This is a genomic window from Parabacteroides sp. CT06, from assembly GCF_002257605.1.
Taxonomy (GTDB): domain Bacteria; phylum Bacteroidota; class Bacteroidia; order Bacteroidales; family Tannerellaceae; genus Parabacteroides; species Parabacteroides distasonis.
The window spans coordinates 334,868-356,040 of record NZ_CP022754.1; the positions used below are offsets into that span (position 1 = coordinate 334,868).

Genomic DNA, 21,173 nt, shown 5'->3' on the forward strand with positions numbered 1-21,173 from the left:
ATGGGAATAAAGTCTTACATCGTGAATTTCTTGAAATTCCTTAAACATGGGGGAGTAAAATATGTCTCTGTTACATTTACCAATCCTGATGCGAGATATACCAATAAGAAAGTATTTATTTCTGGCGGTAGCGAGGGATTGGGCAGAGCTATGGCTAAGGCGTACTTGGCAGAGGGTGCTGAGGTTATAGTGACTGGAAGAAGTAAAGAAAAACTGTCAAACTTCCAGCTTTCCGAAAGTAATGCCAAGCTTCATACGTTGGTATGGGACGCCTTGGATTTTGACTCTTATAAGCAGAAGTTCGATAAAGCCGTTTCCATGATGGGTAGAATCGACATATTCGTGAACAATGTAGGAGGTGGAATGTCTAAGTATGAACCGTGGAATGCATATACCGCGGAAGTACTGGACAGGACATATGATATCAATACGAAAAGTATGTTTTTGATGTGCCAAATGGAAGGGCTGTATATGATTGACAATAAAATCAAGGGGAATATACTCAACATTACCTCTATCGCTGGCTACCAAAGACTTTTCGACCCTTATGCCGTGGCCAAGTGGGGCGCTCATAGCTTGACAGGTGGAATCGCAAGAAAACTTATTGCTTATGATATCGTGGTGAATGGTATTGCGCCTGGCACATGCCTGACCTCCAATCCTGCGTTGCCTCATAATAGGAACTTTGAAGACAACGCTTATTTCCAAGGACAGCCGAGTAAACGTTTTACAATGCCCGAGGAAATAGCTAAAACCGCTCTCTTTCTCACTAGTGGCGAAGCAAGGCAAATTGTTGGCTATATAATCCCTGTAGATGGGGGTGTCTTGATTTGAACGTACTGATTGGCTATTGGATATCCGGTAAAGTATATTAATTGAAAAATGTGTTTTTGAATGTTCATATTCGTTGTTATATATGATTAAAATCCAAGAACAATGGTGAGAGACTATTCTATTGATTCGGTAAAAGGTGTATGCTTATTGCATATGTTCGTCCTGCATATTTTTATAATATATGGTTTTTTTTGATGCAAAAGGTGCCGCATCCGAATTCTATTTTAATGCCCTAAGTTTTTTTATGTCCTCTTTTTATTTTTTTAGCGGCTTTTTCTTCAAAAGCCCTGAGAATGGGAATGAGATGAAGTATATTAGGAGTAAGGTTAAGAAGTTTATCATACTGCTGACAACATGGCTGTCGTTTCTTTGCCCTTTGTTTATTGCAAGGATTATTTATTAATAGATGTTAACGTGTGGGGGGGGTGAAATGGTTTGAGCCTTTCACATTCGTTCTTCCATTAGGATGTTTACATTCAAATGATGCTTTGTGGTTTCTTTCGTCACTGTTTTTAGTGAATGTTATATTCTTCATAGTGAATAGAAGGCTTTCAGGCAAAAGGCTGTTTGTGTTTATTTTGCTTTGTTACCTATATTCTTTTGTTGATAGTAAAATACTCCCATGTGTTTTTAATAGTTCGAATGTTAGCTTGGGGATTGTCTATTTTTATGGGGGATATATGTTTCGTAAAGCTTCAATGAAATACTCTATATTTAGGGTTTGGTATTTTATATTGGCTTGTGTCCTCTACGTACTAATTATGACATTTGATCCACAGTATTTAATGTTTGTATCGTTAGGGCAGGTAAATGGGTACTATATTTTGAATTTAGTATTCTCCATATCGGGAATTTATATATTGTGGTTTGTTTTCAAGAAACTATTACGCATATCATTATTCGTATATTTTGGAGAACACTCTATGTCGTTGTACGTATGGCACATGATACCATTGCGTTTAGTCTTGGATCTAATTAATAAAGTATTATTATCCAGAATGTCCGTTCATTCTATATTTTATTACGATGCTCGTTACGATATGTTTAACCGCATGGATTATAGAATATTGTCTTGGTAGAAAATACTGTATCCTGTTTGGCTACTAGTTTTACTGGTATACAATATGTAAGTACTCAAAAAGGGCTTATATTTAAAATTATTACCATTGTTGCGAACAGAATATATAGTAATTATGTAGTAGTGAAAATTCAGGGAAATTTAATTTTCAGTATTAAACAGAGTCATTCTCCTATGAATAGTCTGTTCAGTTTTTTGAAAGAGGAATCGGGTTCCCTATAACCTCTTTCAAAAGTGGAATAAGGATACCCGCAATAAAATAGTGGAGGTAAGAGTTGAGCGTATGCTAGAGGATCTATCCTCTTCTTGTGCTATCGGCATCATCTAAACAGCATTGGATAATGGAAATAAGGAAAAGGAGGTTCGTATGAGTATAAACGCATTGTCCTCTTGGCTGATAATTCAATAGTAGATAAACTATTATTCTAAATTCAATAAGACAGAATTTAGGAAAGTCATGAATTACTTGAATGAGAAACTAATAAGATGGCTTAGGTGCAAGTTTAAAAGACTTCGTAATGGGGTATATTGAAGAGCAAGGCGTGTGCTTGCTATTACAGCTCAAAAGAATCCAATCTTGTTCATTGTACGTGTGGACATAAGTTGTATATGAAGCGTGTCGATTGAATTATAAACATATAACAAATGAGTTAAGTACGAAGAGCTGTGTGACGGGAGACTGTCAAGCACAGTTCTGTGAGAAGAGAGTGTGAAAGTTCCACTACTTACTTGACCTGATAAGATTGAGAAAGAAGAACTTGTTTATCCTGTTTTAACTAAAATAAGAAAGAAGATAAAAATATGGATCATGAAAATAGGAATATTGACACAACCTCTTAGAGGTAATTATGGCGGAGTTTTACAGAATTGGGCCTTGCAGCAGATCTTGATTCGGTTGGGGCATGAGCCGATTACTATTGACATCCTTCCTCGTCCTTCGATTGGAAGATTTATTCTTTCTACGATCAAATCCTTGCTTCTTTGGTTTATTCCTTCACGCAGGAGAAGATTTAAGAGATGGAGAGAGAGGAGGATGCCGCTATTTGAGGAATTTGTGAGTAAAAATATTATCAAGACTCCTGCTTGTAGAAATTATTCGATGGAGATGATTAGAGAATATGGTTTAGAAGCATTGTTGGTAGGTAGTGATCAAACGTGGCGTCCGATATATAATGTGAATCGTTTGTCGGATATGTTTTTGCATTTTGCGAGGAATTTTTCGGGAAAAAGGGTTGCCTATGCTGCTTCTTTTGGCGTAGACTATTGGGAATATTCAGAAAAACAAACCTCCGTTTGTTCCTCTTTAGCTCAGCTTTTTGATGCCGTATCTGTGCGAGAGACAAGTGGAGTGGCTCTTTGCGAGAGATATTTGGGAATAGATGCTGTGGCAGTACTCGATCCCACGTTACTTGTTAGAAAGGAGACATATGCGGAGTTGTGTATGAAAGTTCCTGTTTTTAAGAAGAGATATCTTGCTGCTTATGTGCTAGATTCCGCAAAGGAAGTAGATCTGATAATCACAGAAGAGGCGAAAAAAAGAGGATTGCCTATCCTTCGTTATTCCGCTTATGGACAGGCCAAGCTGACAGTAGAGGAATGGATCGCTATTTTTCGTGATGCTAGTTTTGTAATTACGGATTCATTTCATGGAACAGTATTCTCTATTATTTTCGAAAAACCTTTCCGTTGTGTTGTGAATGAGAGAAGAGGTGGTGTTCGTTTTGCTGATTTGTTAGAAAAATATCATTCTGGTAAGTTGGAGGAGTGGCGTGAAAAGAGTCTTGATTTTTTGCGAGAGGCGTTGAATGGCTGACGGTATGGATGTAGCGGTAAATGAAAATATTCTTAAGGATAACCTGTTATAATTTGATATCGTGCTTTCAGTATTTATTTATACATTTATAATGTGTTTTATGTTTTGCTGTGCTTCTATTGCATCTTATAGAGAGCATGTAACTATACATAAAAATCTGTTTTTTAGATGGGAGATAATCCTTATGCTCCTTTCTTTTGCTGTTTTATTTGGAATGCGATACGATGTCGGTCAAGATCATTTAGCTTATTTAGATGGATATATAAATCCATTTCTTCATAAGGAATATGAACCTTTGTTCGCATTAATTCGTGATACGCTTAGTAATGCAGGTGTACATCCAATCGTTTTTTTTGCGGTTTGTGCATTCATTCAAGTGTTTTGTCTTTTCTATTTTATGAAAGACTGTAAATTCTTATATCCAGCTTTGATTGTATCTCTTTTTATGGGTCAATTCTTTATTCATTGGATGAATGGTATTCGACAAGATATTGCAGGTTGTATATTCTTATGTGCTATTACTTGTGTTATAGATAAGAGGATTGTAGGATTCTTTACTCTTGTGTTGATTTCTGTTGGTTTTCATTATTCTGCTGTTATATTATTCCCGTTTTATTTTCTATATCTAAAAAAAGATCACTATTTTAATAGTGTTAATGTCCAATATTTATTACTTTTTGTTGTGGCTTATGTTGCTATATATAATGTTGATTTGTTGACATATATAAATGATGATATATTCTATTTAGCTACACTCTCTGGGTATGAAATGTATACTGAAGATGTGCTTGAAAGATTTGCGGATATTACGAAAATAGGTGTAAGTATGTATGTTTTTATTTTATTGGATTTGATTATTGTATCATATTATAAAAAAATGAAATGCTATTATTGTGGAAGGAAATTTAATATAGTATATGATTTGTATTTTTTTGGTACTGTACTTCAAACTCTTTTTATTAATAATTTGGTGTTAGCTAGACCATTTCGCTATTTTAGGGGATGTAAGTTAATAATTATAGCGTATTTATTGTTTTTTTTATATAAAAAAGGAGGATTAACTGTTAATGCTGTTGTCTTTTTTATAGTTATGATATTATTACTGATACTATTTATTGCTACAATAAAAAATGAACCATTTTATTTTATGTCTATATGAAGAAAATAAGTGTTATTATTCCGTGTTATAATTCTGAAAAATATATTTCCAAATGTATAGAGAGCTTAAGGGCGCAATCATGTGATGATGTGGAATTCATATTTGTAAATGATGGGTCAACTGATAGTACTTGGAATTATATAAAACAATTTGAACAAGAAGATAAAAGAGTTATTGTTATAGATAAGCCTAATGAAGGTGTATCTAAGGCTAGGAATGATGCTCTTGATATTATCAGCGGTAGGTATGTGTATTTTTTGGATCCTGATGATTTTATTGATAGAGGTTGGTGCGAAGAAATGTATTTGTTAGCATGTAGATATGATGTCGATATTCTGATTTTTAATTTTTATAGTATAGTAAATGGATTCAAACAAAAATGTTTACATAATATTCCTGTTGGATTATATGATATTGAGGAGTTTTTAATAACGGTTGAACGTTTGCCAATTACACCTAAATTGTATAAGAGGGAAACAATTAAAAACGTTCGGTTTAATGAAAATCTTAAAGTAGGTGAGGTTTTTGATTTTTTTATTAACGCAATGTGTAATTCTTGCAAAATATATGTTACAGATGGTTTTTATTATAACTATGTTCGACATGTAGGTTCTGCAACTAAAAAACTAAATGTGGAGGTAGATTCGTTAATTGTTGATACAATATATAGTATAAATGAACGAGTCTATAAGTATAAACGTGAAATAATTTCTAGCAGATGTTTTGTATATTCTATTTGTTTGTTAATTAATAGTTTTGCGTTTAATAAATATGTTAAAAAAGTGTCATTAAGTGAATCTGTTAGTTTAATAGAATGTGTGTATGCGGATTCTTTGGTGAGAAATTATATTAAAAAAAGGATAAAAATGACTTCGTGGGGAAGTGATGAAAAATATTATTTTTTATTGTTATATGCTTCTCCTAAATTGCTATATCTTTTTTTAAGGATCTTGTTTAAGTTTAAAATTCTGTAAATGCAAATTGAATAATAATGAAAAATCTTATAATAATTGCTGCAGGTGGATTAGGAAGAACTCTCTGTGGAATGGCAGAAAGTTGTCTTGGGTATGAAACTGATTTTGTTGTTAAAGGATTTATTGATGATGACTTAGATGCGCTTAATTACTTTGATAATTATCCCCCAATAATAGGAAAAATATCAGATTATGTGCCACAAAATGATGATGTTTTTGTTTGCTCTATTGGAGGAGAGTCTCGTAAAAGATGTATAGAGCAACTTATAGATAGAGGTGCTACTTTTATATCATTGATTCATAATACAGCTCGTATTTGTCATAATGTTAGAATGGGTGAAGGAAATGTCATTGGGGCTTTTACAAGTATAGGAGTGGATTCTGTATTAGGAAATTACAATTTAATTCAATCTCATACAGTGATTGGACATGATGTCATTATTGGTGATTGGAATAGAATAGATACACACGTAACATGTGTGGGAGGAACTAAAATATGTAATGCAACTGATATTTACACTTCGGCTATTATAAATCATGGAGTTGTTGTAGAAGATAAAGCACATGTTGGGGCTTGTAGCTTTGTTATAAAGAGAGTAAAAGCAGGAACTACTGTCTATGGTAATCCTGCAAAACGTTTATGACTTTATTTATTAATTAAATATTTATTTGTCATGGAAATACAAGATTTTATTGTGAAATTTGCAGAACAATTTGATGAAACAGATGTAACTGAATTTGTTGCTTCTACTAAATTTAGAGAATTAGATGAATGGAGTTCATTAATAGCGCTTTCAATTATTGCGATGGTTGATGAAGAATATGATGTCACGTTGAAAGGGGATGATATGCGTCAAGCAGAGACGATTGAGGAGCTATTTAATATTGTAAAAGGGAAATATGGCACTATTTGATATCACTAAAGTGCGTATTGCAGGCATCTCAGCGTGTGTTCCAAAGCAAGTAATACGTGTTGAAGACAGTGTAAAAAGTGCAGATTATGACTCTTCCAATTTTGCAGAAAAGACAGGTATAAAAAGTGCACATATTTCTAATGAATATACGGCATCAGACCTGTGCTATAATGCAGCGGAAAAGTTGATTAATGATTTGGAATGGAATAAGACTGATGTCGGTGCTTTATTTTTTGTGTCTCAACATCCTGATTACATTCTTCCAGCAACGTCTTGTATTTTACAGGAACGACTGGGGCTAAGTAGAGAATGCTATGCGATAGATATCTCTCTTGGATGTTCAGGATGGGTATATGGTTTGAGCTCTGTGGCTGCAATATTATCTCAAGGTGGTATAAAAAAGGCGTTATTGTTAGTTGGTGATGCGAGAAAAAGGGCACTTTGTGAATTTGATCCCTTGTTTGGTTATGCTGGAACTGTAACAGCTTTAGAGTATACAGGAAATGAGAGTGATAGATTCACTTTTCATTTTGGAACTGACGGCAGTGGATATGATGCTATTATTATACCTGATGGTGGTAGTCGAAATCCTGTGACATTAAAATCGTTTGATATGGAAGATGTAGATGGAAAGAAAGTGCATCGACTTCAAACAAGAATGAAAGGAATGGATGTTTTCGCTTTTGGGATTTCTGTTGCTCCAAAGTCTATAAAGAAAATAGTTGAATTTAGTGGAAAACAAATCTCTGATTATGATTATTTTATATTGCATCAGGCTAATTTGATGATGAATGAAAAAATTAGAAAGAAATTGCAATTGGACTCAGATAAAGTCCCATATAGTTTGACCGAGTTTGGAAATACTTCTTCAGCATCAATTCCTTTAACAATATTAACTCAGACAAGAGGAAAAGTAGAAAAAAAAGAAACTAATTGGATTGCTTGTGGCTTTGGAGTAGGGCTTTCTTGGGGTACTGTTGCTTTTACGACAAAAAATCTTGTATTATCAAATTTGATAGAATTGTAGATATGTATCAGTATAATCCTTTTTCTTTAGAAGGTAAAGTCATTCTTATTACTGGTGCATCTTCAGGGATAGGAAGAGCGACAGCCATAGAATGTGCTAAAATGGGGGCGTCGTTGATTATAACAGGACGAGATGAGGAGCGTTTAAAAGAAACTTTTGCAAAATTGGAGGGTTTTAAAAATAAAGTACATATGCAAATCGTGGCAGATTTGTCTACGGAGGATGGCATAAAAGATTTAGTTAATCAGATTCCGCAAATTAATGGTTGTGTTAGTAATGCTGGAATTGTGGGACTAACTCCAATTCAATTTGTTACTACTAAAAAAATAGAAGAAATGCAACAGATTAATTTAATGGCTCCTGTCTTATTAATCAAGCAAATTCTGAAGCAAAAGAAATTTCAATCTCAGGCCTCTATTGTTTTTACTTCTTCTGTTGCGGGTGTTTACCGTGTTTCTATGGGAAATGCTATTTATTCGATTACGAAATGTGGCATTGATGCATATATGCGCTCATCGGCTTTGGAACTTGCCACAAAGGGTATTAGATGTAATAGTGTTAATCCTGCAATGGTTGAAACTCGAATTTTGAATAGAGGACAGTTGACGCTAGAACAATATGAGGCTGATAAGTTAAGATATCCACTTAAAAGATATGGAAAACCTGAAGAGGTTGCTTGGGCTATTATATATTTATTGTCTGATGCATCTGCTTGGGTGACAGGCATATCCCTTAAATTGGATGGAGGAATGACATTGAGTTGAGATGGGAAGATTTTTAGAGAATAAAGTATGTATCATTACTGGTGCTGCACAGGGCATCGGAAAATCGATAGCCGAACGTTTTGCTGGTGATGGTGCTATTGTATATGCTTGTGACCGACAAGAAGGGAGCATGGATGTATGGGTAAAACAATGTGCGGCAGTGCAAGATACCCGTGTGATTCCGTTGTATTTTGATGTGACGGATGCTGCAGCTGTCAAGTCTGCTTTTATGTCGATATTCAAACGAGAAGGTCGTATTGATGTACTGGTTAATAATGCCGGTGTGGTGTTTAATAAGAAAATCGGCATGATTGTTCGACCGGAAACAGAACTGATGTTCCGGGTAAATGTGATTGCGGTCATAGAAATGGTGCAGTTGGTATCTCGTTTGATGGCTCGCAATGGCGGTGGATCGATTGTGAATATCGCATCTGTTACGGCTGTATTGGGGTCTCCCGGCCAGTCTGCCTACTCGGCTACCAAAGGGGCTATTATGGCGTTTACCAAATCGGCCGCAAAGGAATTGGCTCCTCTTGGTATTAGAGTCAATGCTGTAGCGCCGGGTATTGTGAAGACGGAACGATTCTCTGAATTGTATGAAGAGAGTGGTGAGAAAATAGATACACGTATTCGGAAGATTGCGTTGGGACGTTTGGGTACACCGGAAGATGTGGCAAACGCTTGTGCTTTTCTGGCTTCTGACAGGGCTTCCTATATTTCCGGCCAGATATTGGGCGTGGATGGTTGCGCTTCCATTTAGAATAAATAATCAGATGATATTGGGTTTAAATGAACGGTCGCATTCTGCGGTTGCCGCAATAGATGCTTCAGGGGCTGTCTTGAGGTATGGGGAATTGTTATCCTTTTCTGAGAGAATCGGATCTTTGCTTTCTGCACGTTCCTTATTGTTTTTGTTGACAGAAAACAATGTAGGGGGAATAGCGTGGAGTATGGGTTGTATTAATTCGGGTAATGTGCCTTTGATATTGAATGCGCATATCGAAGAGGAGCTTTATCATAATTTGTTTGAAATATACCGTCCTTCTTATGTGTGTCTTCCTACAAGAATGGCATCCGCATTGCGATATGAGATTGTGTGTGAGTGCTATGGCTATACGTTGTTGCATACAGGTATGGGACCTTGTACGCTACATGCCGACTTGTCTCACTTGTTACCTACTTCCGGCTCTACGGGAAGTCCTAAGTTGGTACGCCATAAGTACGGGAATATAGAGGCGGCAGCTTTGAATATATCGACTTTCTTTGGGCTTACGTCTAATGACAGGCCATTGCTGGTGTTGCCTTTGTATTATACGATGGGATTGTCAGTCGTATTCAGTCATTTGTATGTGGGCTCTACTGTATTGATAACGAATCAGAGCATGACGGACAAGGCTTTTTGGAACTTTATGAAGGAACAACGGGCAACTAGTTTTACGGGAGTGCCTTACAGTTTTGAGATATTGAACTTAATGCGCTTTTTCCGGATGGATTTGCCAGACTTGACCTTACTTACTCAAGGTGGTGGTAAAATGTCTCGTCAGTTGAATTTGAAGTTTGCCGAATATTGTCGTGACAACGGGAAACGCTGGATCGCGACTTATGGGCAATCGGAGGGGACTGCTCGTATGGCTTATTTACCTGCGGAATGGGCCATTGAGAAAGTCGGCAGTATAGGCAGAGCTGTACCTAATGCAGAGTTGTCGTTGATAGATAGTGAGGGAAATCGTATAGAGGGGGCCAATACCGAAGGTGAGATGTGTTATCGAGGTAAAAATGTGACGATGGGATATGCCCGTAGTCGGGAAGATCTGTCGCTGGGTGATGAACGCAATGGTTTTATGCGTACCGGTGATTTGGCTTATCGGGATGAGGATGGCTGTTACTACATAGTGGGGCGCATGGGACGTTTCTTGAAACTGTTCGGTATGCGCATCGGATTGGATGAGTGTGAGCAGATCATTAAAGGTAAATATCCGATGGAATGTGCTTGCGTAGGAACGGATGAGAAGCTGACTGTTTATTTGACCGACGGGAAATATGCGACGGAGGTAAAGGAGGTGTTGGTAGAAAAGACAAGGCTTGTGGCTTCAGCCTTTGAGGTTAGGGTGATCGATGAGATACCCAAAAATGAGGCCGGAAAGATATTGTATAGTAAGTTGAATGTATAAAAATAAATAGTGATGGCTAATATTGATCAGTATAATAATGCTTTTGTGGAAGTGTTTGGGGTGAACGCTTCTACCTTGAATGATGATTTTTCCAAAGAGAGCGTAGATACGTGGGACTCGGTTCATCAACTAAATATCATCGCATTGCTGGAGGAATCTTTTGATGTGATGTTTGATCCAGAGGATATCATGGAGTTCACTTCGTATGGAAAGGGACGTGAGATCTTGAAGAGATACGATGTTGGGCTTTAACGGTTGGACTTATGGCAAGGTGGGAAATTAAGAATGTTGGCATGAAAGGAGTGGCTATGGCTGTTCCTAAGAATGTGGTAACAACTTCCGAATTAGGACTTCTTTCTCAAGAGGAAGCGGAGGTATTTGATAATACGGTCGGTATAAAGCGCAGGCATATAGCTCCGGATACCATGTGTGCATCGGATATGTGTCAGGCTGCCGCAGAAAAGTTGTTGACGGAATTAGGATGGGAGAAAGATAGTATTGATGTACTGTTGTTTGAATCTGTTACAGGCGATTATCGTACTCCCCCGACCTCTTGTGTGCTACAGGATAGGCTTGGCTTGTCGGAAAATTGTTTCTGTATGGATATACCCATGGGATGCTGTGGTTGTATGTATGCCATAACGGTTGCCGGTAATCTGTTGACAGTGGGTAATGTGAAGCGTGCGTTACTACTTATAGGGGATACGGCCTTGCGAATGGGTTCCGTGAAAGACAAAAGCCGTGTACCTTTATTTGGAGATTGCGGTACAGCGATCGCATTGGAATATGATGAGACCGCTAACGATATTGTAGTAGACTTCCATACCTACGGAAAAGGATATGAGGCTCTGATGACCCCTCATGGTGGTTTTCGTCATCCGGCTACTCCTGCCTCTTTTGAATATGAGGATTTTGGTAATGGTATTGTGCGTGCGCCTATTCATACGTTGATAAATGGTATGAATGTTTTCTCATTTGCCATATCTCGTCCTCCTAAATCCGTTGAGACTTTCTTTGCGGATTATAATATCAATCGTGAAACAGATATAGATTATTTTTTGATTCATCAGGCGAACAAGATGATCGTGGATCGTATCGTGAAGAAATTGAAGTTGCCCAAAGAGAAAGTTCCTTACAATTTGGAAGAGTTTGGGAACTTAGGAGGAGCTTCGATTCCGTCATTGATGGTAACAAGGATTGCAGATCAACTTAGGACGAAAGAAACGACACTGTTAATGTCTTCTTTTGGACTGGGATTGAGTTGGGGAACCATGTGGATGAAGACAAAACCGATGGTTATATCAGAAATGGTGATTATGAAAAAGATATAGATCTTTAGTGAAAAAATAATAAGTATAATGATAATTACAGAAATAAGAGTTCTAATTTGGAAATTGTTGACAAAGTCTTTATATCCAGCTTATTTACGGATAATATACAAAATGGATATAGGGAAAGATGTGATGATTTCTCATAAGGCTATATTGGATAAGAGTGTTAATCCTAAAGGCTTGCATGTTGGAGATCGTGCTCATATTGTTGCAGGTGCTGAGATTTTGTGTCACGATGCATGGAGAGGCTTAAAGAAGGATACTTATATTGGTGTTAATTCATTAATAGGAAGTAGATCTCTTATTATGCCTGGTGTTAGAATAGGTGATATGAGTGTGGTTGGAGCATGTTCTGTTGTTACAAAAGATGTTCCTGATAATACTATGGTCGCTGGTAATCCTGCTCGTGTAATTAGAACAGGCATTAGTATAAATAAAGAAGGTCGTATTGTGAATTTTGGAGAGTTGTCGAAAAAGTAATAATCTTTATTTTGTAATTATGTATAGATATATAAAGAGATTTATAGATCTTACTTTGTCTTTATTGGGAATATTATTTTTGTTGCCATTATATCTTATCCTTACTATTTTAGTAAGGATAAAATTAGGATCTCCAATTTTCTTTATACAAGAGCGTTCAACTTTGAATGGACGTTCTTTTAGTTTATTGAAATTTAGGACAATGACTAATAAAACTGATTCAGATGGGAATCTATTGCCGGATGAACTGAGAAAAACTTCATTTGGCAGTTGGTTACGAAATACCAGTTTAGATGAGTTACCAGAGTTATTAAACATTTTGAACGGAGACATGGCTATCATAGGGCCAAGACCAATGCCTTCTAAATACAATATATATTTTTCTGATTATGAGAAAAAAAGATTTAAAGTGAGAGGAGGTTTGTTACCTCCTGAAGTTTTAAAGGATAATCCTACTCCAACTTGGGATGAACAACTACAGTGGGAAGCGGAGTATGGTGAAGATTGCTCCTTCTTTATTGATTTAAAAATATTGTTTAGAACGTTTAGACTTTTAATCCATAGGAAAAATGATAATTATGGCGAATATGTAAGAAAGTCTTTATCTGAAGAAAAAACAGAAAAAAATAATGCTTATGAAAGTAGCAATACATCAGCCTGATTATATTCCATATTTGGGATTCTTTTACAAGATGTATAAATCTGATTTGTTTATATACTTGGATGATGCTCAGTTCTCGAATGAAGCGGCTCACAATTTTAATAAGATCAAGACACCTCAAGGTGTCTTGCGTGTAAAGTTTCCCGTAGAAATGAAATTTGGTGATCCTATTAATCATGTGAGACCGAAAGATGAATTGAAATGGAAGGAAAGGCATCTTAAGACAATAGAGATGAATTATAAGAAAGCTCCTTTCTTTTCTGATATTTATCCATCTTTAAAAGAGGTATATCTAAATGACTACTCCAATGTGGCAGATTTGAATATAGCATTAAATACATTTATTTCCAATCAATTTGGTATTAAACCTAAAATATTTAGATCCTCAGAATTGCTTTCTCATGCTAAAAGAGAGGAGCGTGTAATTGATTTGTCATTGGAAGTTGGAGCTACTACATATATTTCGGGTAATGGTGCTAGAGTATATCAAGATGAATCCCATTTTAATGAAAGAGGATTAAAATTAGAATATATGGATTATTCTCCTATTGAGTATCCTCAGTTATGGGGTGATTTTATAGAGAATATGTCTGTTCTTGATTATATTTTTAATTGTGGATTTAATTTTGAGTATGTAGTTGATAAGGTTGATGCTATAAATGGAAATAGGTAGTTTTTTGGAATTAGACTTACGTGATACTGGTGAGTTGTTTGATGGCTCTGAAGTTTGTAGGTTAAATCTTAATAGAGCTGGTATTTATCATTGTTGTAGACTTCTAAATGTAAATAAAGTCCTTTTGCCTTATTATGAGTGCTTTACGGTTCGTGATTTTCTTCTTGGCAAAGGTCTTAAAGTTGATTATTATCATATAGATAAGGATTTTATGCCTCTTGATATTTCTCAAGGTGATGATACCGCAATAGTGTTTGTGAATTATTTTGGCCTTATGTCTACAGAGCACATGTTATCATTGATTGAGGGGTATAAAAATGTTATCATCGACAATGCCCAATCTCTATTCGCAAAACCTATAAATGGAGTCTATAATGTCTATTCTCCCAGAAAGTTTGTAGGCGTTCCTGATGGCTGTTATGTGGTAGGCCCAGATGCTGTAAGGTTTAGTGATGAATATGATCAAGATTTATCTTCTGAGACAGCAGGTTTCTTATTACAAAGAATAGAAGTGGGTTGCAATTCTGCTTATCAATATAGACAATTAAATGAGAAGCGTCTAGATATGTCTAACATTTCTAGAATGTCTATTCTTTCTCGGGCTATACTTAAAAATGCTCCTTATGGTTATATTAAAAATAAAAGATTTGAAAATTTTAATTTGGCATCTGATTTATATTCTTCTATGAATAAAATCAATCCTCATATATATTTCGATGATAATTGTGTTCCATTTGTTTATCCATTAGTTGTAGAGAAATCTGATATGGTGGATCTTTTAAGTAAAGAGAAAATTTATACCGGACGTTGGTGGAATTATTTGCTTAAGGAAACTGATTCTACATCTTTTGAGTATTATCTATCCTCTTATATGATCCCTATACCGATTGATCAGCGTTATGGGAAGAATGAGATTGAATATGTTTATAATATTATTAATAAATATTTAACTGAGTAGTCGTGTTTAAGAATATATTGGTTGTAGCACCTCATGCGGATGATGAAATATTGGGTTGTGGGGCAACTATTTATAAAATGATACAAGAAGGTCATAATGTGTATGTGCTGATTATGACAAATGCCAGTAAATCTGATCCAAATATTTTTTCCGAAAAAGGTATTCAGCGTGTTAGAACAGAGGCACTGGAGGCTCATCGTTTACTAGGTGTAAAACAGACCTTTTTCTTTGATTTTCCGGCTCCTGCATTAGATCAATATCCAGGTTATATCATGTCTCGTGAAGTTTCAAAATGTATATCCGAAAATCAAATAGATACTGTGTTTATTCCCCATAGAGGAGATATTCATAAAGATCATCGGATGGTCTTTGACAGTGTATTAGTCGCTTGTCGTCCTGTTGGAGATTATACGGTTAAGCGAGTTTATACCTATGAAACGTTATCTGAAACGGAATGGGCTGCTCCTTATGCGGATGATGCTTTTATTCCCACGGTATTCATTCCTTGTAGTCAAGATGGAATAAAAATGAAATTGAGAGCGATGGAGTGTTATCAATCTCAACTAAGGCGGTTCCCTAGTTCTCGTTCTTTAGAGGCTTTGGAAGCTTTGGCGAAATATAGAGGTGCTACAATTAGCGTAGAAAGAGCTGAGGCTTTTATGCTGATCCGAAGTATTTTCTAAAATCACAATAATAATGAATAAACGAATTTATCTTTGCCTTGCTCACATGAGCGGCAAAGAACAAATGTATATCAAAGAGGCCTTTGATACGAACTGGGTTGTGCCTTTAGGTCCGAACGTGAATGGATTTGAGAAAGATCTGGAGGAATTCGTGGGTGAAGGTAAACATGTGGTGGCTCTGTCTGCCGGTACTGCCGCAGTGCATCTGGCGTTGCTTGCCTGTGGCGTGAAGCCGGGGGATGAGGTGCTGGTACAGAGCTTTACCTTCTGTGCTTCCTCGCATCCGATCATGTATTTGGGGGCTACGCCTGTATTCGTGGATTCGGAGGCGGATACTTGGAATATGGATCCTGTGTTATTGGAAGAGGCGATTCAAGATCGTATCGGGAAGACGGGAAAAACACCGAAAGCGATTGTTCCGGTGGCCTTATATGGGATGCCTTATAAGGTGGATGAGATTATGGCGGTCGCTGATCGGTATGGGATTCCGGTCATTGAGGATGCGGCGGAGGGTTTTGGCTCTCGTTATGATGGACGTATGTTGGGTACGTTTGGAAAATATGGGGTGCTGTCGTTCAATGGGAATAAGATGATTACGACCAGTGGTGGTGGTGCGTTGATTTGTCCGGACGGGGAGGCTAAGCAGGAGATCATGTTCTACGCTACGCAGGCTCGGGAGGCTTATCCGTATTACCAGCATGAGCGGATCGGATATAATTACCGGATGTCGAATATTTGTGCGGGTATCGGGCGTGGTCAGATGACGGTGGCTGATGCTCATGTAGCTCATCATAAGCATACGTGTGATTTATACCGGGAACTGTTGAAGGATGTGAAAGGGATCACCTTGCATGAGAATCCTTCCGGTCGTTTTGATAGTAATTATTGGTTGAATACGATTGTCTTGGATCCTTTATTGAGGGTGAAAGGGCAGGAGAATGCTTATCAAGCAACGGTACAAGGTGCTGTTGGTGGTGCGGGTGGCGTGACTCACGTAGCGGTTAACGCACATACGGATTGCGAGCCGAATGCCAATGTCGAGGCGATGCGTATGGGACTTGACGCGATGGGTATAGAATCCCGTCCTTTGTGGAAACCGATGCATAAGCAACCTGTCTATAAGAATTGCCCGGCTTATGTGAATGGGGTGAGCGAATCTTTGTTTAAGGTCGGGTTGTGCCTGCCTTCCGGCCCGTATGTAACGGATCGGGATATTGAGTATATCGTTGGAGGTATAAGGGGCTTGATTGAGCGTTGATTTTAACAGCTATTCCATGAGTTAAATTCGTTTTACTGTGTAGGCCTAAGTAGAGGCTAATCATAAAGATTTTATTTTTGTTACGAGGAGGGTGTGTCATTTTGATGCACCTTTTTTTGTGTTTGGTAGAAAGTTGCAAGTTGAACAATGTGGACGCTTTGTTCTTGCCATGTGACTATGTTCGTCGTTATGGAGACGGCAAGGATGCTGAGATAACAAAGCCGTCTCAAACAGCCGCTTAATTGTTAAAGAATAAGAAATCTGAATTTTGTTCAGAAAAACTGGTATGGTTAACCTGTTGATAAATACTGGGTACGCTGTATTGGTGGTTCACGCTTGCAAAAAAAGTAGACTAAATACTGTATTATAATCAATAATGATTATATTTGTTTCTGTAAAAGAAAAAGATTATGGATACAACGGTGAAAATAGCGGATAGTTATATAAATTTATTGTCTTCGTTTAGCGATGAGATAAAGTTGCGTGTCATTCGTAAGCTTTCAGAGAGCCTTTTGAGGGGTAAAAAGAAAGAGACATCCATACAAGATTCGTTTGGCGCTTGGGATGATGACAAAAGTGCAGAAGAGATTATTGCTGAAATTAATAAAGCACGTGTTTTGGGAACGCGATCTATTGAATCTTTTGACGAATGAGGCGTTATCTTTTAGATACCAACATATGTATCTTCTATATGAAAGGGAAATTTCATTTAAATGAGAAGATTGATGATAAAATGAAGCGATATTGCTTTATTTCTGAAATTACTATTGCCGAACTTCTATATGGAGCTACTTGCTCAAATCGAAAGGATAAAATGTTGAAAGAGGTAGAATCTTTTATCTCGCAGTTTACAGTTTTACCAATTTACGGTTCTTTGCTTATGTTCGCTGAACTAAAAAGCACATTGAGATCTCAAGGACTTTTAATAGATGATTTTGATTTGTTGATTGGAGCTTCTGCCGTAGCAAATGATTTGATTTTAGTTACAGAAAATGTAAAGCACCTAGAACGTATTCCTCATCTTAAAATAGAGAATTGGATTGATAGAGCGAAGATTTAATTGATAATCTATTCATTTAATTAAAGTTACTTCATGATAGGAAAGATATAATGGAGCAAGTAGCTATTGCCGCTCGAGAAAGTTCACTTAGAGTGGAGATGGAACTGAAACGAAGAATGCAGGAAGTGAGAGAAAAACTGAAGATATATAGATCGAACGAATCTAAATAGTGATTTGTAATGAAAGAGAAACGCCCTACACTTTGTATTGTTGCTGGTCCTAATGGATCAGGAAAAACTTCTACTACTGAACAATTATAATTATGCCCCCGTCTTTCTTTCCCTTAGGGAGGATGAGAGAGACGGGGGCTTTTTTATGCTTCTAAACATGGAATGATAATTGGCTGGGATTTGGATAATTGCTAACTTGTCGGCGCTGAATCCGTGAAATTCCTTGCAGATTGTAAGCACCTACTAAATCATTCACGTTATGGAAATACATCTTGATAACTATTTGCCGGAATATCCTTCCTTCGTTTCCGGTATTCGCCGTGCTCCCGATCGCGGCTATTCGCTTACGCCCGCTCAAACAGAAACGGCATTGATGAACGCGCTTCGTTACATCCCTGTTGAATTACATGAGAAGCTAGCTCCTGAGTTCATGGAGGAATTATTGACCCGGGGACGGATCTATGGTTATCGTTACCGTCCGCAGGGAGACTTGAAAGCGAAGCCTATCTCTGAATATAAAGGTAAATGTATCGAGGGAAAGGCCTTTCAAGTAATGATCGATAATAACCTTTGCTTTGATATCGCTTTGTACCCTTATGAGTTAGTTACGTATGGCGAGACTGGGCAGGTCTGCCAGAATTGGATGCAATATCGTTTGATTAAGAAGTATTTGGAGGAGCTGACCGAGGAGCAGACCTTGGTGATCGAATCCGGGCATCCTCTGGGATTGTTTCATTCCAAGCCGGATGCCCCACGGGTGATTATCACGAACTCCATGATGGTGGGAATGTTCGATAACCAAAAGGATTGGCATATCGCCGCCCAGATGGGAGTCGCTAATTATGGACAGATGACGGCCGGAGGTTGGATGTATATTGGCCCGCAAGGTATCGTACACGGTACGTTTAATACATTGTTGAATGCCGGACGTAAGAAATTAGGGATTCCACAAGATAAGGATTTGCGAGGCTATCTGTTTGTATCTTCCGGTTTAGGAGGAATGAGTGGCGCTCAACCTAAAGCCGCTGTGATCGCCGGTGCTGCCAGTATAATCGCCGAGGTAGACGCTTCCCGTATCGAGACACGCCGATGCCAAGGATGGGTTCAGCATGTGACGGATGATATAGGGAAGGCTTTCTCCTTAGCCGACGAGGCGATTCGTAAGAAAGAACCGATCTCTATCGCTTTTCATGGCAATATCGTGGATTTATTGGAATATGCCGATAAACAGGGGCTTTCCATCGACCTTTTGAGTGATCAGACCTCGTGTCATGCGGTCTATGAAGGTGGTTATTGTCCGGTAGGCGTGACGTTTGAGGAACGTACGGAATTATTGGCTCATCACCGGGAAGACTTTTGTGCTTTGGTCGATAAAACGTTGAAGAGACATTTCGAGGTGATCAAACGTCTGGTTGCCCGGGGTACCTATTTCTTTGACTATGGGAACTCCTTCATGAAAGCGATCTATGATGCCGGTGTACATGAGATTTCCCGTAACGGTGTGGACGAGAAAGATGGTTTTATATGGCCTTCTTATGTGGAAGATATCATGGGGCCGGAATTATTTGATTATGGGTACGGTCCTTTCCGCTGGGTATGTTTAAGCGGTAAGCCGGAAGATTTGATTCGCACGGATCATGCGGCTATGGCGTGTATCGATCCGACTCGAAGAGGGCAGGATATGGATAATTATAATTGGATACGTGACGCGGAGAAGAACCGTTTGGTGGTGGGTACGCAAGCCCGGATCTTATATCAAGACGCTGAGGGGCGCTTGAAGATCGCCCTTGAGTTTAACCGAATGGTACGTGATGGGGAGGTAGGCCCGATTATGTTGGGACGAGACCATCATGACGTGAGCGGTACGGATTCTCCATTCCGTGAGACCTCTAATATACGGGACGGAAGCAATGTGATGGCTGATATGGCGGTGCAGTGCTTTGCTGGAAATGCCGCCCGGGGTATGAGCTTGGTCGCTCTTCATAATGGTGGAGGGGTTGGTCTCGGTAAGGCGATAAACGGAGGTTTTGGTATGGTTCTCGATGGTAGTGAGCGGGTGGACGAGATACTTCGTTCCGCTATGATATGGGACGTGATGGGGGGTGTCGCCCGTCGCTCATGGGCCCGTAACCCGAATGCGATGCGTACGAGCGCTACTTTCAATGAGAATCGTGGCGAACAGTATCATATTACCCTCCCGTATATCCCGGAGAAAGCGTTTATTCATGAAATCGTACAAACATCATTAAATAAAACGGTATGAGTACTTGGAATAAGATTATGGAATGTGTCCCTAACTTCAGTGAAGGACGGGATCTGGAGAAGATAGATAAGATCGTAGCGCCTTTCCGGGCTAAGACGGGTGTTAAACTGTTGGACTATAGTAATGACGAGGATCACAATCGCTTGGTTGTTACCGTGGTAGGGGAGCCAGTCGCTTTAAAACAAGCCGTATTGGAGGCCATTGGAGTTGCCGTTGAGCTGATTGATTTAAACAAGCATAGCGGTCAACATCCTCGAATGGGGGCCGTAGATGTTGTTCCTTTTATACCGATTCGCGGATGTACGATGGAAGAGGCGATCGCCTTGTCTAAGGAAGTAGGGGAGGAAGTGGGCACTCGTTATGCCGTACCTGTCTTCTTATATGAGAAATCAGCTTCCGCCCCTTATCGGGAGAATCTGGCGGCGATCCGTAAAGGAGAGTTTGAGGGGATGGCTGAGAAAATCCATCAACCGGAGTGGAAACCTGATTTTGGTCCGGCCGAAAGACATCCGACAGCCGGTACGGTCGCCATAGGAGCCCGCATGCCTTTGGTCGCCTATAATGTGAACTTAGGAACGAATCAATTGCATATCGCTACGGATATAGCGAAGAAAATCCGTTTCATCGGCGGAGGTTTACGTTATTGTAAAGCGATGGGGGTTGAGTTGAAGGAACGTGGTATCGTACAGGTCTCTATTAATATGACCGATTATACCCGTACGGCCTTGTACCGGGCCTTCGAGTTAGTTCGTATCGAAGCTCGCAGATATGGTGTTCCGGTGGTGGGGAGCGAGATTATCGGCTTGGTTCCTATGGAGGCGTTGATCGATACGGCCTCTTACTATTTGGGATTAGAGGACTTTTCTATGAATCAAGTATTGGAAGCCCGTATTATGGAATAG

At 38.5% G+C, this 21,173-nt stretch carries 24 protein-coding genes; all 24 read left to right on the top strand.

Features of this window, described 5'->3' with window-relative positions; genetic code table 11:
* Complete coding sequence (locus CI960_RS01250; protein WP_005859202.1) at window positions 1–834, top strand: SDR family NAD(P)-dependent oxidoreductase; 834 nt, start codon at window positions 1–3, stop codon at window positions 832–834.
* 425 nt (window positions 835–1,259) lie between these two features.
* The gene (locus tag CI960_RS01260) at window positions 1,260–1,913 is read left to right on the top strand and encodes an acyltransferase family protein (RefSeq protein ID WP_227211221.1); all 654 of its coding nucleotides are present in this window, start codon (window positions 1,260–1,262) and stop codon (window positions 1,911–1,913) included.
* 456 nt (window positions 1,914–2,369) lie between these two features.
* A complete protein-coding gene (locus CI960_RS23825) occupies window positions 2,370–2,444 on the top strand; it encodes a hypothetical protein (protein WP_080598109.1) in 75 nt (24 codons plus the stop codon).
* A gap of 276 nt (window positions 2,445–2,720) precedes the next feature.
* Entirely contained in the window at window positions 2,721–3,725 is a 1,005-nt protein-coding gene (locus tag CI960_RS01270) for a polysaccharide pyruvyl transferase family protein (RefSeq protein WP_005859195.1), read from the top strand.
* A 100-nt stretch (window positions 3,726–3,825) separates the two neighbouring features.
* Window positions 3,826–4,884, top strand: a complete 1,059-nt coding sequence (locus CI960_RS01275; protein ID WP_005859193.1) for an EpsG family protein — start codon at window positions 3,826–3,828, stop codon at window positions 4,882–4,884.
* Window positions 4,881–5,858 (top strand): glycosyltransferase family 2 protein, encoded by a 978-nt coding sequence (locus CI960_RS01280; RefSeq protein ID WP_005859191.1) that lies wholly within the window; start codon window positions 4,881–4,883, stop codon window positions 5,856–5,858. The genes CI960_RS01275 and CI960_RS01280 overlap by 4 nt, the downstream gene beginning before the upstream one ends.
* A gap of 17 nt (window positions 5,859–5,875) precedes the next feature.
* Complete coding sequence (locus tag CI960_RS01285; protein ID WP_005859189.1) at window positions 5,876–6,502, top strand: acetyltransferase; 627 nt, start codon at window positions 5,876–5,878, stop codon at window positions 6,500–6,502.
* A 30-nt stretch (window positions 6,503–6,532) separates the two neighbouring features.
* A complete protein-coding gene (locus CI960_RS01290; RefSeq protein ID WP_005859187.1) occupies window positions 6,533–6,772 on the top strand; it encodes a hypothetical protein in 240 nt (79 codons plus the stop codon).
* Window positions 6,759–7,799 carry a ketoacyl-ACP synthase III gene (locus CI960_RS01295; RefSeq protein ID WP_005859185.1) on the top strand — a complete coding sequence of 347 codons (1,041 nt, stop codon included), beginning with the start codon at window positions 6,759–6,761 and terminating at the stop codon, window positions 7,797–7,799. Before CI960_RS01290 ends, CI960_RS01295 begins: the two co-directional genes overlap by 14 nt.
* 2 nt (window positions 7,800–7,801) lie before the next feature.
* Window positions 7,802–8,563, top strand: coding sequence for an SDR family NAD(P)-dependent oxidoreductase (locus tag CI960_RS01300; protein ID WP_005859183.1), 762 nt, complete (start codon window positions 7,802–7,804; stop codon window positions 8,561–8,563).
* Between the two features lies 1 nt (window position 8,564).
* Window positions 8,565–9,323, top strand: coding sequence for an SDR family NAD(P)-dependent oxidoreductase (locus tag CI960_RS01305; RefSeq protein ID WP_005859181.1), 759 nt, complete (start codon window positions 8,565–8,567; stop codon window positions 9,321–9,323).
* Between the two features lie 13 nt (window positions 9,324–9,336).
* On the top strand, window positions 9,337–10,734 hold the full coding sequence (locus CI960_RS01310) for an AMP-binding protein (RefSeq protein ID WP_005859179.1): 1,398 nt from the start codon (window positions 9,337–9,339) through the stop codon (window positions 10,732–10,734).
* A 12-nt stretch (window positions 10,735–10,746) separates the two neighbouring features.
* The gene (locus CI960_RS01315) at window positions 10,747–10,986 is read left to right on the top strand and encodes an acyl carrier protein (protein ID WP_005859177.1); all 240 of its coding nucleotides are present in this window, start codon (window positions 10,747–10,749) and stop codon (window positions 10,984–10,986) included.
* 11 nt (window positions 10,987–10,997) lie between these two features.
* Window positions 10,998–12,065: a 3-oxoacyl-ACP synthase III family protein gene (locus CI960_RS01320; protein ID WP_005859175.1), complete on the top strand. Its 1,068-nt coding sequence runs from the start codon at window positions 10,998–11,000 to the stop codon at window positions 12,063–12,065.
* 27 nt (window positions 12,066–12,092) lie between these two features.
* The gene (locus tag CI960_RS01325) at window positions 12,093–12,545 is read left to right on the top strand and encodes a DapH/DapD/GlmU-related protein (protein ID WP_005859173.1); all 453 of its coding nucleotides are present in this window, start codon (window positions 12,093–12,095) and stop codon (window positions 12,543–12,545) included.
* A 19-nt stretch (window positions 12,546–12,564) separates the two neighbouring features.
* The gene (locus tag CI960_RS01330) at window positions 12,565–13,206 is read left to right on the top strand and encodes a sugar transferase (protein WP_094582174.1); all 642 of its coding nucleotides are present in this window, start codon (window positions 12,565–12,567) and stop codon (window positions 13,204–13,206) included.
* Window positions 13,181–13,879, top strand: coding sequence for a WbqC family protein (locus tag CI960_RS01335; protein ID WP_005859169.1), 699 nt, complete (start codon window positions 13,181–13,183; stop codon window positions 13,877–13,879). Before CI960_RS01330 ends, CI960_RS01335 begins: the two co-directional genes overlap by 26 nt.
* 4 nt (window positions 13,880–13,883) lie before the next feature.
* Window positions 13,884–14,837 (top strand): hypothetical protein, encoded by a 954-nt coding sequence (locus CI960_RS01340; protein ID WP_232520553.1) that lies wholly within the window; start codon window positions 13,884–13,886, stop codon window positions 14,835–14,837.
* A 2-nt stretch (window positions 14,838–14,839) separates the two neighbouring features.
* Entirely contained in the window at window positions 14,840–15,520 is a 681-nt protein-coding gene (locus CI960_RS01345; protein ID WP_005859164.1) for a PIG-L deacetylase family protein, read from the top strand.
* A 13-nt stretch (window positions 15,521–15,533) separates the two neighbouring features.
* Complete coding sequence (locus CI960_RS01350) at window positions 15,534–16,778, top strand: DegT/DnrJ/EryC1/StrS aminotransferase family protein (protein WP_005859161.1); 1,245 nt, start codon at window positions 15,534–15,536, stop codon at window positions 16,776–16,778.
* 410 nt (window positions 16,779–17,188) lie between these two features.
* On the top strand, window positions 17,189–17,431 hold the full coding sequence (locus CI960_RS01355; protein WP_005859159.1) for a hypothetical protein: 243 nt from the start codon (window positions 17,189–17,191) through the stop codon (window positions 17,429–17,431).
* 38 nt (window positions 17,432–17,469) lie between these two features.
* Window positions 17,470–17,838, top strand: coding sequence for a PIN domain-containing protein (locus CI960_RS01360; RefSeq protein WP_229033118.1), 369 nt, complete (start codon window positions 17,470–17,472; stop codon window positions 17,836–17,838).
* Between the two features lie 429 nt (window positions 17,839–18,267).
* The gene (locus CI960_RS01365) at window positions 18,268–20,271 is read left to right on the top strand and encodes a urocanate hydratase (protein WP_005859155.1); all 2,004 of its coding nucleotides are present in this window, start codon (window positions 18,268–18,270) and stop codon (window positions 20,269–20,271) included.
* Window positions 20,268–21,173, top strand: coding sequence for a glutamate formimidoyltransferase (gene ftcD / locus CI960_RS01370; protein ID WP_005859153.1), 906 nt, complete (start codon window positions 20,268–20,270; stop codon window positions 21,171–21,173). The genes CI960_RS01365 and ftcD overlap by 4 nt, the downstream gene beginning before the upstream one ends.

Excerpts from the sequence above, each read along its gene's own strand:
- CI960_RS01250 (WP_005859202.1), top strand. The coding sequence starts at position 1 with ATGGGAATAAAGTCTTACATCGTGAATTTCTTGAAATTCCTTAAACAT.
- CI960_RS01270 (WP_005859195.1), top strand. The coding sequence starts at position 2,721 with ATGAAAATAGGAATATTGACACAACCTCTTAGAGGTAATTATGGCGGA.
- CI960_RS01275 (WP_005859193.1), top strand. The coding sequence starts at position 3,826 with ATGTTTTGCTGTGCTTCTATTGCATCTTATAGAGAGCATGTAACTATA.
- CI960_RS01280 (WP_005859191.1), top strand. The coding sequence starts at position 4,881 with ATGAAGAAAATAAGTGTTATTATTCCGTGTTATAATTCTGAAAAATAT.
- CI960_RS01285 (WP_005859189.1), top strand. The coding sequence starts at position 5,876 with ATGAAAAATCTTATAATAATTGCTGCAGGTGGATTAGGAAGAACTCTC.
- CI960_RS01290 (WP_005859187.1), top strand. The coding sequence starts at position 6,533 with ATGGAAATACAAGATTTTATTGTGAAATTTGCAGAACAATTTGATGAA.
- CI960_RS01295 (WP_005859185.1), top strand. The coding sequence starts at position 6,759 with ATGGCACTATTTGATATCACTAAAGTGCGTATTGCAGGCATCTCAGCG.
- CI960_RS01300 (WP_005859183.1), top strand. The coding sequence starts at position 7,802 with ATGTATCAGTATAATCCTTTTTCTTTAGAAGGTAAAGTCATTCTTATT.
- CI960_RS01305 (WP_005859181.1), top strand. The coding sequence starts at position 8,565 with ATGGGAAGATTTTTAGAGAATAAAGTATGTATCATTACTGGTGCTGCA.
- CI960_RS01310 (WP_005859179.1), top strand. The coding sequence starts at position 9,337 with ATGATATTGGGTTTAAATGAACGGTCGCATTCTGCGGTTGCCGCAATA.
- CI960_RS01315 (WP_005859177.1), top strand. The coding sequence starts at position 10,747 with ATGGCTAATATTGATCAGTATAATAATGCTTTTGTGGAAGTGTTTGGG.
- CI960_RS01320 (WP_005859175.1), top strand. The coding sequence starts at position 10,998 with ATGGCAAGGTGGGAAATTAAGAATGTTGGCATGAAAGGAGTGGCTATG.
- CI960_RS01325 (WP_005859173.1), top strand. The coding sequence starts at position 12,093 with ATGATAATTACAGAAATAAGAGTTCTAATTTGGAAATTGTTGACAAAG.
- CI960_RS01330 (WP_094582174.1), top strand. The coding sequence starts at position 12,565 with ATGTATAGATATATAAAGAGATTTATAGATCTTACTTTGTCTTTATTG.
- CI960_RS01335 (WP_005859169.1), top strand. The coding sequence starts at position 13,181 with ATGAAAGTAGCAATACATCAGCCTGATTATATTCCATATTTGGGATTC.
- CI960_RS01350 (WP_005859161.1), top strand. The coding sequence starts at position 15,534 with ATGAATAAACGAATTTATCTTTGCCTTGCTCACATGAGCGGCAAAGAA.
- CI960_RS01355 (WP_005859159.1), top strand. The coding sequence starts at position 17,189 with ATGGATACAACGGTGAAAATAGCGGATAGTTATATAAATTTATTGTCT.
- CI960_RS01360 (WP_229033118.1), top strand. The coding sequence starts at position 17,470 with ATGAAAGGGAAATTTCATTTAAATGAGAAGATTGATGATAAAATGAAG.
- CI960_RS01365 (WP_005859155.1), top strand. The coding sequence starts at position 18,268 with ATGGAAATACATCTTGATAACTATTTGCCGGAATATCCTTCCTTCGTT.
- ftcD (WP_005859153.1), top strand. The coding sequence starts at position 20,268 with ATGAGTACTTGGAATAAGATTATGGAATGTGTCCCTAACTTCAGTGAA.